This is a genomic window from Clostridium gasigenes, from assembly GCF_900104115.1.
Classification (GTDB): domain Bacteria; phylum Bacillota; class Clostridia; order Clostridiales; family Clostridiaceae; genus Clostridium; species Clostridium gasigenes.
Map to the genome: position 1 here is coordinate 217,721 of NZ_FNJM01000001.1, position 12,760 is coordinate 230,480.

General features: G+C 28.6%; 12 protein-coding genes. 7 read left to right on the plus strand and 5 right to left on the minus strand.

The genetic code is table 11. The features are described from left to right. The first annotated feature begins 15 nt into the window (after positions 1-15). From BLS77_RS01050 to BLS77_RS01060, 3 genes are all read left to right on the plus strand, one after another. Positions 16-657: an HAD family hydrolase gene (locus tag BLS77_RS01050; RefSeq protein WP_089964956.1), complete on the plus strand. Its 642-nt coding sequence runs from the start codon at positions 16-18 to the stop codon at positions 655-657. A gap of 138 nt (positions 658-795) precedes the next feature. Then, a complete protein-coding gene (locus tag BLS77_RS01055; protein WP_089964957.1) occupies positions 796-1,908 on the plus strand; it encodes a DUF1349 domain-containing protein in 1,113 nt (370 codons plus the stop codon). A 96-nt stretch (positions 1,909-2,004) separates the two neighbouring features. Next, a complete protein-coding gene (locus BLS77_RS01060) occupies positions 2,005-3,279 on the plus strand; it encodes an MFS transporter (protein WP_089964959.1) in 1,275 nt (424 codons plus the stop codon). A 121-nt stretch (positions 3,280-3,400) separates the two neighbouring features. Here BLS77_RS01060 and BLS77_RS01065 read toward each other — a convergent pair whose 3' ends face one another. From BLS77_RS01065 to BLS77_RS01085, 5 genes are all read right to left on the minus strand, one after another. Then, a complete protein-coding gene (locus BLS77_RS01065) occupies positions 3,401-5,956 on the minus strand; it encodes a glutathionylspermidine synthase family protein (RefSeq protein ID WP_089964960.1) in 2,556 nt (851 codons plus the stop codon). Between the two features lie 87 nt (positions 5,957-6,043). Beyond that, positions 6,044-6,433 carry a hypothetical protein gene (locus BLS77_RS19640; protein ID WP_242873902.1) on the minus strand — a complete coding sequence of 130 codons (390 nt, stop codon included), beginning with the start codon at positions 6,431-6,433 and terminating at the stop codon, positions 6,044-6,046. Then, positions 6,424-7,059, minus strand: a complete 636-nt coding sequence (locus BLS77_RS01075) for a hypothetical protein (protein WP_089964963.1) — start codon at positions 7,057-7,059, stop codon at positions 6,424-6,426. The genes BLS77_RS19640 and BLS77_RS01075 overlap by 10 nt, the downstream gene beginning before the upstream one ends. A gap of 8 nt (positions 7,060-7,067) precedes the next feature. Continuing rightward, the gene (locus BLS77_RS01080; RefSeq protein WP_089964964.1) at positions 7,068-7,451 is read right to left on the minus strand and encodes a hypothetical protein; all 384 of its coding nucleotides are present in this window, start codon (positions 7,449-7,451) and stop codon (positions 7,068-7,070) included. Between the two features lie 162 nt (positions 7,452-7,613). After that, positions 7,614-7,817, minus strand: coding sequence for a DUF350 domain-containing protein (locus BLS77_RS01085; protein WP_089964966.1), 204 nt, complete (start codon positions 7,815-7,817; stop codon positions 7,614-7,616). 378 nt (positions 7,818-8,195) lie between these two features. Here BLS77_RS01085 and BLS77_RS01090 point away from each other — a divergent pair, with 378 nt between their 5' ends. From BLS77_RS01090 to BLS77_RS01105, 4 genes are all read left to right on the plus strand, one after another. Continuing rightward, positions 8,196-9,176 carry an ABC transporter permease gene (locus BLS77_RS01090; RefSeq protein ID WP_089964967.1) on the plus strand — a complete coding sequence of 327 codons (981 nt, stop codon included), beginning with the start codon at positions 8,196-8,198 and terminating at the stop codon, positions 9,174-9,176. Further along, entirely contained in the window at positions 9,166-10,074 is a 909-nt protein-coding gene (locus BLS77_RS01095) for an ABC transporter permease (RefSeq protein ID WP_242873903.1), read from the plus strand. The genes BLS77_RS01090 and BLS77_RS01095 overlap by 11 nt, the downstream gene beginning before the upstream one ends. Before the next feature lie 101 nt (positions 10,075-10,175). Then, a complete protein-coding gene (locus BLS77_RS01100) occupies positions 10,176-11,729 on the plus strand; it encodes an ABC transporter substrate-binding protein (protein ID WP_089964972.1) in 1,554 nt (517 codons plus the stop codon). 3 nt (positions 11,730-11,732) lie between these two features. After that, positions 11,733-12,731 carry an ABC transporter ATP-binding protein gene (locus BLS77_RS01105; protein ID WP_175490726.1) on the plus strand — a complete coding sequence of 333 codons (999 nt, stop codon included), beginning with the start codon at positions 11,733-11,735 and terminating at the stop codon, positions 12,729-12,731. The last annotated feature ends 29 nt before the right edge of the window (positions 12,732-12,760 follow it).

Here is a 12,760-nt window from a genome sequence, read left to right on the forward strand (position 1 = left end):
TAGAGAGGAGTAATTATGATAAAGGGAATAATATTTGACATAGATGGGATAATTATTGACAGTGAACCCTTGCATATGAAAGCTTTAAATGAATCAATAAAAAGACAATTAACTAACTGTATAGATGTTGAAGAAGATAAGTTAATAGGACTAACTCTTGATGAAACTATTGGAAAATTTGGTATATCAGATAATAAACATGAAGAAATAAAAGATTCTACTATAAGGTATTATATAGAGAATTTGAGTACAGAGTTAATTAGACAAGATATGAAAAATTTATGGATGGCATTAATTAAAAAAGATATCAAATTTGGTTGTGTATCTACGGCTGAGATGAAGATTTGTGAGGCAAATATTAACCTTCTAGGATTAAATGATAAAATAAAGGTACCTATTGTTGCTTTAGAAAGTGTAGAAAAATCTAAACCTCATCCATTACCATATCTGACAATGCTAGATATGCTTAATTTAAATGCAGATGAAGTTATAGTTTTAGAAGATTCTGATATAGGCATAAGTGCTGCTGTATCAGCGGGAATTAGTAACGTTTATGCGTGGCCTCATAAGTTATCGTCTTCTCAAAAATATAATCAAGCTAAAAAGGTTATTGCTAATTTACATGATGTAGAATTTTTTGAAAATATAATGGACTGAAAATTTGTGTATGTGTAATTTTTTATAAAATTCGGCGTGTTTCAAATTGACCTTACACTTTTTTGAACCTCTATTAGGATTGTATTAATGTTATAATTAAGAAGAGATGTATTATTATAGAGGAGTGAGGTATGGTTTATGGAAAGTTTATATTCTTTAATAAATGATAAAATAAAAGAAAATAATAAGGTGCTAATTGGTATTAGTGGTATTAGTCTAAGTGGTAAAACTACTTTTGCTAATAAGCTAAAGGGATTATATCAATCTAATTATAGTGTTTATGTAATTTCTTTAGATGAAAATCAAGATGTATTAAATGAGTCTGTTGATAATATTAATCCATCTAAGTATTATTATGAAAATGCCTACGATTTTGGCACAATAAAAAATGAAATTGAAGAAGCTTTTAAAAATAACGATGTAGTTATAGTCGAGGGATTATTAATATTTAAGAACACTGTAAATATTAATTTTGACGTAAAAGTATGGTTGGATTGTACTTTTACATCATCAATAGAAAGAAGTAGTGAAGATAAAAAAGAACTATATGAAGACTATTTCATGTGGCTTCAAAGACAACATTTTTCCATAGATAATCCAAAGGGTAAGGCAGATATAATAATAAAAAATGATAAAGTATTAGAAAATGAAGCAGAAGTTTTAGTTGATTTCATAAATAACCCTTCATCAGTAAATAAGATGAAATGGTTATATGAACCAACAACATGGGAAGTAAGAAAAAATGGGATTTATGTAGAATCTGATAAAATAACTGATTTTTGGCAAAGAACTCATTATGGTTTCAGAAATGATAATGCTCACATGTTGTATATGGAAACTGAAAAGGACTTTACTATGACAACAAAGATTAAGTTTAATCCAGTTAATCAATTTGACCAATGTGGATTAGTAGTAAGAATAGATGAGGATAATTGGTTAAAAACTTCTATAGAATATGAACGAGGTAATCCACCAAAGTTAGGCGCCGTTGTAACTAATTTAGGATATTCAGATTGGTCTACTGAAGAATTAGATAAACAAGTAGATGAAGCTGAATTTAGAATTAGTCGAGAGGGAAAAGATTATAAAATAGAGGTTAATGTTCTAAATAGAGGATGGAAACAACTAAGAATTTGCCATCTTCATAGCTCGAAAAAAATCGTTAAGTGTGGAATATACTGTTGTAGTCCTATTGATAATGGCTATAAAGTGTTGTTTACAGATATAAAGGTAAAAGAGGAGTATTTCTAAATACAGTTTAATTTTCAGTAAGGGAGGGATTTAACTGTTGCAATAAATCTACAATACTTATAGATTTTTATAGTTTATTGGCAATGGTGAAACAATATGAAGTTTACTTATAAGCATACATTATACGCAAGTTATTTAGGTTATATTACGCAAGCAATTATAAATAATTTAGCACCTTTGCTTTTTTTAACTTTTCAAAAAGAATTTAATATTTCATTAGAAAGCATTGGTATATTAATAGCTCTTAATTTTGGTATTCAAATTATAACAGATATATTGGCTGCAAAATTTATTGATAAAATTGGTTATAGGATATCCATAGTGGGAGCACATATTCTATGCCTGATAGGTTTGGTGTCAATGGGGATTTTACCATATTTATTTACAAATGCATATGTAGGACTAGTTATTGCAATTAGCATTAATGCAGTTGGAGGTGGACTTATAGAAGTATTAATAAGTCCAATTGTACAAGCACTTCCAGGTGATGAGAAGGAGTCTGCTATGAATATGCTCCACTCTTTTTATTGTTGGGGACACGTTATAGTTGTTTTACTAACAACTATTTATTTTAATGTGGCCGGAACTGAAAACTGGATATATTTACCTATGATATGGGGTATTGTACCATTGTTTAATATGGTTCTATTTTTAAAGGTACCCCTTCGGATCCTGGTAGAGGAGGAGGTAAGAATTCCATTCAAAAAATTATTTGCAGCTCAAATTTTTTGGATGTTTATAATTCTTATGATATGCGCAGGAGCATCTGAACAAGCTATGGCTCAATGGGCATCTTTGTTTGCTGAGTCGGGTCTTGGAGTATCTAAATCAATGGGGAATTTGTTAGGAACTTGTGCATTTGCAATTCTAATGGGGACGGCAAGAGTTTTCTATGGAATAAAGGGTTCAAAAATTAATATGAAAAAGGCATTAGTATTTAGTAGTATACTGTGTGTTCTAAGTTATCTATTAGCAGTGTTTTCAACAATTCCACTGGTATCACTTATTGGGTGTGCATTGTGTGGATTATCAGTAGGCATCATGTGGCCAGGAGTATTTAGTTTAAGTGCAAAGTACTATCCCAAAGGAGGGACAGTAATGTTTGCAGTTTTAGCTTTGGCTGGCGATGTTGGGTGCTCAGCTGGACCAGGTCTTGTTGGATTTGTATCCAATAGTGTTGAAAAAGGTAAGATGATATTTTCTAACTCTTGGTTTTACAGTACAAACATTACAGAAATAGGTTTAAAAACAGGATTACTGTTTGTTATTATATTTCCTGTAATTATGTTATTTAGCATTATATCGCTAAATAAAAAAAATGTGCAAATTAGTGATAGTATACCCGATATTGAAAAGAATTTATCTAATTAATAACTTGCTAGAATGAAGAGAAATCTATTAATTTAGGTTTCTCTTTTTTATTTATTCTCTTAAATAATTTGATTTTTGCACGAATCCCTGACTTACTCCTTGTTAACATAATTGTAAAAAATTACACCCCAGGGGTGATAAATGTTGGAAGGAATATAGCTGAGGAATCTGTTATAAAATCACCGATTCTAGTAAATATTCCTGCTGGATTATCGCCTGTTATATATATACCCATAACAGGGAATTGCATAACTGTTTTTGAGCCAAGGGTTGAGTGCCTTTCAATTTGAAGTGGTGCAATGTTAACTCTTTCTTGGAAAATAACATCACTTATATCTTCTGGCATATTTTCGTAGCTCATAGTTATTCCACCACCTTCTCTTGATAAATAGGGTTTCACTAAAAAGTCTGTTGATATATTATTATTTGGAACTAAACAGGTGTAGGGAATATATTTTTTAATAAAATCTTCTTCTTTATCGCTATAGAAGCCTTTCCCGATAAGTTCATAAATAACAGCTAAGTATGCTTTAGATTGTATTATTAATGTAGAGGTTGGATTTATAACAGAAGTACCTTTATTTAATATAGGAATAATGTTACATAAATCATCATCATAAGCAATCCAATCTAAGGGGAAATATCTATACATAGCATCAATAGGCATATTATAAAGATATAATTTATCATCTCTAATTTCTAAATCGTAGATGTTTCCAATAATTAAATTATATTTTCCTTCTTCTTTTAAAATATCATGTAAAACAGAAGTGTTAAACAAATCCTCATAGAAGTTAGTAGATACAAAGGCTATATTCTTAATTTTATTAGTTTTAATTTTAGTGTTTTCGGTACTAATGCTTTCGGTAGCTATGTTTTCAACAGTATTACTATCAAAGTTTATATTAATCATGGTTTTATTATTCTCAATATCTTTAAGTATTTTCTTAAATACATTTTTAACATTATCTTTTAGCTTATCATTAGGGTTAGTATAATTAAGATTCAGCTCTTCTTTAATAATATTTGTAATTCCAATACTTTCTACAATTCCAGCTGGAGTTTCTGAATTAAATTCTAATATTTTTAAATCTCCATTATTATCTAAAACAAAATCTATTCGACCTAATGCACATAAGGAATCTGTATCAGAACTTAGAATAACTTCTTTTAAATTTTCTGGTAAAGATAATAAATCAGAAAACATAGGGAAGTTGCATTTTATAAGTTCATTAGTTTTCTTTAAGATATTACAAAATTTAATACTAGCAGAATTCATTTCATCATAAAGCTTTTCGGTAATTAAAAATCTATCAGTTGATAAAAATTCATCTACATTAGTGTAAGGTCCAGTAAAGTTATATTCAAATAAAGATCTCTCAACAATTTTATCCCATGTCTCTTTTCTTGGTTTAAAATAGGTGGAATCTATTGATATAGGAAGATCTTTAACTCCTAAAGGACACATCCAAGAGCTGCTATCATCTGTAAGAAAATTCTCGCTCCATCTTATACAAATACCTATAAGTTTTTCTTTTGTAATATAAGTACCAAAATTTCCATAAGACAGCACTGGTAAGTTCATATTATGATTTCCAGGACGATAGGTATATTCTTGTTTTATATCTATTACATCTTGAATAATATGAATTTTATCAGAATTTAAAACTAATTGAACTTGAGCGTCCCAGTTAGCGTCTGTATAAAGTTTTCCTATATAAACTTCGCCACTATATCGGCCAAGAGAAGATTTAATAACATATTTATCTTTATTTTTTATAACTTCAGAAATTTTATCTTTATTAAATATAGTTGTGTAGGGAATACAAGCTTTTATATCTTTCTTTTCAGAACTAGAAAGTAGGGGAGAGTTAGATAGTGTTAACTCCCAAAGGTAAGCGAAGAAAGTTTTAGCTTGAATAGCAACAACTCTAGGATCGTTAAGTATTGTTACGTTACCTTTATTAAAAGCTTCTAATATATCAGCAAAATTATCAATTTCATAAAGATATTCAGCAGGGAATAGTTTTAAAATCACATTAATTTTAATTTCTTCAAAAGCATAAACATTATCATTTTTAACAGATAAATTTTTAGGCCCAACTTGATGAATAGTAATATTAGTATCCTTTAAAATATCTTTTATATATGTAGCTAAATGAAATTCATCATAGTGACAGGGATCTATAAGTATTCCAACACTAATATTTGATTGATCATATAAATCATTACATATGGACACAAGAGAAGTAATAAAATTTTCTTTGAAATCACTATTTATATTTTTTTCAAAGTCAAAGGACCCAGCTAGTGATATTTCTTTTTGTGCACAGGGTTTATCGTAATTAAATTCAGCAAAATAAACTTCTCCTTTTGTAGTTCTAAAGGTATCAAACCTTGTCCAAAGCATTGGAGCTACAGGGCAAGTTAAGTTAAAAATATCCTCTTTAAATGGGAAATCATCTATATAGGAAAGGAGCTTTTTATGATTTGTATTTAATTCATTTAATACTCGAATAGATATTTTATTAATTGATTCTGAGTAGTAAACCATTTTTTCATAGCAGTTTGTATCTATGAAAAATGGTATTTGACTATGGATATAATTTTCATAGGGACTACTAATCATATAATTATTAAATAAAACATCTTCAGTAAATAGTTTTTGATTTTTCATATTTAAATCCTTTCTATAATAAGTTTAGATATATTTAAAGCATCATAAAATAAGTAACAAGACAAATACTATTAAAAATTTTTATATTTAGCTAGAAGAACTTCCACCTTTAGAACTAGAGTAACCTGATTTGCCTTTAGATGGAGTTGATGAACCTTTGTTAGTTGAATCACCACTTTTTATAGATGAATCGCTATTAGATTTATTACTATCATTTGTAACTCCACTTTTTCCACCATAATTACGACCACCAAAGAAAAAGAAACCGCCTCCACGGTGATTGTTATTATTATTATTATTATTGTTGTTATTATTGTTGGTTTCCTCTTCTTCTTCAGGAGAAAGAGGCTGAGTAGGAGCTTTTTTACTACAACCGCTTAGAGCTGAAGTAGCCATTGCTGTTGCGACAGCAAGAGATAATGCCTTCTTTTTATTAATGTTAAGTAGTTTTTTAAAATTATTCATAGTTACCCCCAATTTATTATTTCAACAGTTAAGTCCTTATTTAATGTATCAATATAAGCTCTTATATCTTCTTTAAGAGTATATTTTGTGTAAATAGTTAAATTGTTATACCCAAGTTCTTTTAAAGTCTTAGCATAAGGTAAGTCTTCAGCCGAAAATTCATATTGATTATTAAGTTTCTTTTTATATAAATCTTCTGGGAAATCCATATAACGTTCATAATCTAAAAGTAATACATAACCAGGAGGTTTAATATTATGTAGATTTTCACCAAATAATATTAATCTTTCAATAGAATCTGTATTTCCTATTAAACCATAAGGGTGAAAAAGGAAATTGAAATTAATTATAGGTTTTATATTAAATTTATTATTAAGTAAATAAGCAATTTCAAGAGATTCACTCATATTAGTATCTATAATAATAAATGTCTTTTTAAAATCATTTTTAGTTATTTGGGCTAATTTCTCTTTATATAAATTATAAAGAGTAGGTTCGTCTAATAAGTAGTTAAGCTTAAAATCAGAATATGTTTGAAGTGATACAAAAGGTCCACTTCGCATAAAGGGTTCAAAGGGGCCAAGGCCTGCTTTCCAAGCTCTATATATTTCTTTAAAGTTCTTTTCTCTTAAATTCATTTTTACACCTAGCTTTCATAAGTAACAGCAAAAATTTTGGATAATGAAATAATTTGCTTAAAACCATCGGTGGTATTAAAAGTAATATGTGCATCACTACATTCATCTTCTTGAAGTTCACCAGTAAAGGTTGCTTCAGGTGTTGAGATTGACCAGGATTGCATATTTTCAAAAATATTTATTTCTCTTGGATAGGTTATGTATCCATAAGGTAGTTTGTATACAATAGCAAATAGTTTATCAAATGAAAGTATTTGCTTATAAGTTTTATAATTCTCTGAAGTTTCAATTGTAATAAGTCCATGGCTATTTACATTAAGTATTCCATCCATAGATTCAAAAGGTTCATCTTTTTGCCATTCTAAATAATCTTTATAAAGATATATATTCAAGTTATAATCCTCCATTTTAAAAAAAAATTTAGGCATCTTAAAAAACAACTAGTAAGTATGCTAATATAGTTCGCACCATAACTGTTGTTTTTTTAGATGCCTTAGGTAGTATTATATTAAAAAAACTTATTCAGTAGTAAGTTGTTATTTAAATTAATAGAGTTATCTAACAACTTGAGAAACTATAATTGCTAGGCCAATAAGTATACCTGCTGAAAATATGGCTACAGCTATATTTCCTTTTTCTAATTCTTTATTAAAATCTGCAGGTATTAATGCATCAAATATTTTATATCCTAATACTAAAATTAAAATTCCAACTAATCCAAATGCAAAGCTAAGTCCTAAATTCATTAATATATCCATGTAAATTCACCTCCTCAATATATTTACTTAGGGGTCATAAAAGAAATAAATAGTTATTTCTTTTATGATCCCTTACTAGACATTTCTAAATAAAAGACTGTTTAATAGTATAGTCTAATTTTTATAATCATTGTAATATGTCTTATAATTATTTTACTACAAATTTAACACTTTTGGGAAAAATATATTAAACAAAAAAATATTTTAATAATATGGAAGAAATGTTTAGTGAAATTTGTGAAAAAATAATTTGTATACAATCGTAATATAGTTAAAATAAGAAAAAAATGTTATAATTTATAATGAAAAGTTATGAATTAAAAAATTGAAACAATGCAACTATATAGAAAGTCTTTGATTAAGGGAGATTGATAATCTTTGATAGGTAGTATTTTAAAAAACATAGGGCAATTTGTTTTAGGAATTTTATTATTATCATTAATAGTCTTTTATATCTCTAGATTAGCGCCAGGAGATCCATTAGTATCTTACTATGGTAATGCTGTAGAGAAAATGAGCGTAGAAGAAAGAGATAATGCAATTGAAAGGTTAGGCCTTGATGAACCTATTTATATTCAATATAAAAAATGGTTAAGAGCTACATGCAAAGGTGAATTTGGAATTTCATTTAAGTATAAGCAAGAGGTAAAGGTAGTTATAGGAGAAGTATATATAAATACAATAATTTTAGGTGGACTAGCTTATTTTATAACATTTACAGGAGCTTTGTTTTTAGGAATATTTTGTGCTCTTAATGAGGATAAATTAGTTGATAAAATAATATGTGGGTTAGGAAACATATCAAGCTGCATTCCAGCATTTTGGGCATCCTTAATATTTATATTAATTTTTAGTGTTAATTTGAGAATATTACCAACTAGTGGTGCTTATTCTGTAGGGCAAGAAGATAACTTAATTAATAGAGCTTGCCATTTAATATTACCTTTAGTAGTTCTTGTGTTAAGCCACTTGTGGTATTACACATATATGATAAGAAATAAATTATTAGAAGAAATAAGGGAAGATTATGTTTTGCTAGCAAAAGTAAAGGGTTTAAGTAATAGAAAAATTGTTTATAAGCATTGTTTAAGAAATATAATGCCAGCATTTATAAGTATTATGGCGATTTCAATTCCTCATATATTAGCTGAAACTTATGTGGTTGAAAAGGTTTTTTCATATCCAGGACTTGGAACGCTTTCTTTTGAAAGTGCAAAATATCATGATTACAATATGTTGTTAGTACTTTGTTTGCTAACAGGAACAATAGTATTATTTACTAATATGATTGCAGAATTAATAAGTACAAGCATAGATCCAAGAATGAAATATGAGAGGTGGGAAGACCTTGAATCGTAAGATAAGTGATTTTGAGATAGTTACAGATAAAGAAATGTTCAAAGAAGAAAATACAAAAAAAAAGAAAAAATATTTTTCCTGGGAAATTAAAAAGACTCCATATATTTCTCTAGGTTTATTAATTCTAATAATAGGAGGATGTATTCTTTCGCCTCTAATAATGACCCATAATCCAAGGTATATGGATTTAACAAATTCTAATATTCCTCCAAACAGTTTTTTTTATTTTGGAACTGATTCAATGGGAAGAGATATATTTTCAATGATATGGGATGGTGGGAAAATATCATTATTCATAGGAGTATTTGCAACTATAATTTCTACATTTATTGGAGTAGTTTATGGAAGCATAAGTGGAACTGCATCACAGTTTATAGATAGTTTAATGATGAGAGCTACTGAAATAATTATTAGTATTCCATCAATTTTAATAATTATATTTATCCAAGCAATTTTAGGAAATGCTAGTCCAGTTTCTATTGCTATAGTTATTGGAATAACTAGTTGGATGAACATAGCAAAAATAGTTAGAAGTGAAGTTCGGCAAATACGAAATAGTGAATATATATTAGCAGCAAAATTAATGGGTGGTAAGTTTTTTTATATATTAAAAAATCATTTGCTCCCTAATTTTATATCATCAATAATGTTTATGGTTGTTTGTAATATTGGATCATCAATTATAAAAGAATCAACTTTAAGCTTTTTAGGAATAGGACTTCCAATAGAAGTTATATCCTGGGGAAGTATGCTTTCTTTATCTGAAGGTGCCTTACTTTCAAACTCATGGTGGGTAATTTTAATTCCAGGAATATTCTTAGTTATAACATTAGTTTCTATAACTAATATAGGAAATTATATAAGAAAAAAAATAAATAAAAAATCTAGTAATCTCTAAAAATAGATAGTGAAAAATTCTTAAGGGTTTTGGTTCAATAGAAAAAAGGATAAGAATATTAACTAGTTATTTATTTGGAGATAAATTATAAGGAGGATAATATGAAATTAAAAAAACTAAAAGCTGTAGCATTACTATTAGGTGTAAGCTTAATTGTAGGATGTGGCACAAAAGAAAAGTCAAAAGAAAATTTGGGGCAAGATGAAAAAATACTTGTTTATGGGAGTAATGATTATACAAGTATAAACCCCGCTATATATGAGCATGGGGAAATAAATTCTCTTATATTCACAGGGTTAACTGCACATGATAAGGAAAATAAAATAGTTCCGGCACTGGCAGAAAGTTGGGACTTTGATAAAGAGACTAATATTTATACATTTAACTTAAGAGATGATGTTAAATGGCATGATAGTGAAAAATTTAAAGCTGAAGATGTTAAATTCACCCTTGAAACAATAATGAATCCAGATAATGCTTCTGAAATAGCTTCAAATTATGAGGATATTACATCTATTGAAGTTGTTGATGACACAACTATAAAAATAGCTTTAAAAGCTCCGAATGTAGCTATGTTAGATTATTTAACAGTAGGTATTTTGCCAAAACATTTATTAGAGAATAAAGATATAATAACTGATGAATTTAATAAAAAACCAATAGGTACTGGACCATTTAAGTTAGAAAAATGGGACACTGGGCAAAGTATAACATTAGTTAAGAACCCAGATTATTTTAAAAAAGATCCATCTATTGATAAGGTTATTTTCAAAATAGTTAATGATTCAAAGGCTAAAGTAATACAGTTAAAATCAGGAGAATTAGATTTAGCTCAAGTTACTCCAAAGGATATTGCTACATTTGAAAAAGATAATGATTTTAATGTAAATATAATGAATACAGCAGATTATAGAGGGATAATGTATAACTTTAATGCTCCACTTTTTAAAGAAAATAGGGAACTTTCAAATGCTTTAAGTTATGCAATAGATAGGCAAGCTATTGTTGATAGTGTTTTATTAGGTCATGGGAAAGTTGCATATTCTCCACTTCAAATGGGAGCCTATAATAATTCGGATATAGAAAAGTTTGATTATAATAAAGAAAAAGCCAAGTCAGAGTTAGAAAAATCTGGTTGGAAAATTGGTGCTGATGGCATATATGAGAAAAATAAAACAAAATTAAGTTTTGAAATTACTTGTAGTGAAGGTGACCAAGTAAGAGTTGATATGGCAAGTGTTGCAGCTCAACAATTAAAAGAAATAGGTGTCGATGCTAAAGTTGTTGTTAAGGCTAAAATAGATTGGGAAAATCAAGATAGTAACTTAATTGGATGGGGAAGTCCATTTGATCCAGATGATCATACTTATAAAGTATTTGGTAGCATGCAAGGTTCAAATTTTAACGCTTATTCAAATAGTAATGTAGATGAATTGCTTAAAGGCGCTAGAGAAACTGATGTAGATGAAGATAGGGTTAAGTATTATAAAAAGTTCCAAGAAGAAATGGTTAAGGACATGCCATACACATTCTTTGCTTATATAGATGCTATTTATGTAGGAAAATCTACAGTGAAAGGAATAACTCCTGAAACAGTTTTGGGACATCATGGAGTAGGAATATTCTGGAATGTAGAAGATTGGGAAATTGAATAGGATGTGATTAATATAAATAGTTTGCTTGAAATTAAGGATTTAGTTGTGAATTTTAAAACAGAAGATGGAGAAATACAATCAGTAAGAAAAGTTTCTTTAGATTTGAAAAAAGGAGAAACGTTGGCAATAGTTGGAGAATCGGGATGCGGCAAAACCGTTCTTTGCAGAAGTATAATGAGGATATTACCAAGTAGTGCTTATATAAAAAGTGGTGAAATATTATTAGATAATGATGATATAAGTAAATGCTCTCAAAAGAAGATGGAAAAGATAAGAGGTCATTATATATCTATGATATTTCAAAACCCAATGACAGCCTTGAACCCTACTATTTCTGTAGGCAAGCAAATTGTAGAAGCAATTAGAACACATGAGAAAATTAGTAAAGCAGATAAAAAGAAAAAGGCTATAGAGTTTATGGAACTTGTGGGAATAGAAGATGCAGAGATTAGATTTAAGCAATATCCACATCAATTTTCAGGGGGAATGAGACAACGTATTGTAATTGCTATTGCCTTAGCTTGTAAACCTAAAATATTAATCGCAGATGAACCAACCACTGCCTTAGATGTTACTGTTCAATCGCAAATATTAGATTTATTAAAAGATATTCAAAAGAAAACCGGAGTATCTATTATATTTATAACTCATGATTTAGGGGTAGTTGCTAAAATTGCAGATAGAATTGCTATTATGTATGCTGGAAAAATAGTGGAGATAGGGAGATCGGAAGAAATATTTTTCAATGGAAAAAATCCTTATACAAAAGCACTTATAGCATCACTTCCTTCTTTAGATAAAGAAAAGGAGTTTTTATATAGCATTCCAGGTATGCCACCAAATCTTTTAAATCCTCCAAAGGGAGATGCTTTTGCAATTAGAAATGAAAGTCCTTTGAAAATAGATTTTAAAGAGGAGCCACCCATGTTTAAAATAAGTGAAACTCATAGCGCTGCAACCTGGCTCTTGCATCCTAAAGCATTGGAATTAAGAATTAAGTAAGGTCTAAATAATAGAAAAGTAAGTAATTT

Bases quoted from the DNA above. Each gene is read 5' to 3' on its own strand.
- BLS77_RS01050 (WP_089964956.1), top strand. From the start codon at position 16: ATGATAAAGGGAATAATATTTGACATAGATGGGATAATTATTGACAGT.
- BLS77_RS01055 (WP_089964957.1), top strand. From the start codon at position 796: ATGGAAAGTTTATATTCTTTAATAAATGATAAAATAAAAGAAAATAAT.
- BLS77_RS01060 (WP_089964959.1), top strand. From the start codon at position 2,005: ATGAAGTTTACTTATAAGCATACATTATACGCAAGTTATTTAGGTTAT.
- BLS77_RS01065 (WP_089964960.1), bottom strand. From the start codon at position 5,956: ATGAAAAATCAAAAACTATTTACTGAAGATGTTTTATTTAATAATTAT.
- BLS77_RS01075 (WP_089964963.1), bottom strand. From the start codon at position 7,059: ATGAATTTAAGAGAAAAGAACTTTAAAGAAATATATAGAGCTTGGAAA.
- BLS77_RS01085 (WP_089964966.1), bottom strand. From the start codon at position 7,817: ATGGATATATTAATGAATTTAGGACTTAGCTTTGCATTTGGATTAGTT.
- BLS77_RS01100 (WP_089964972.1), top strand. From the start codon at position 10,176: ATGAAATTAAAAAAACTAAAAGCTGTAGCATTACTATTAGGTGTAAGC.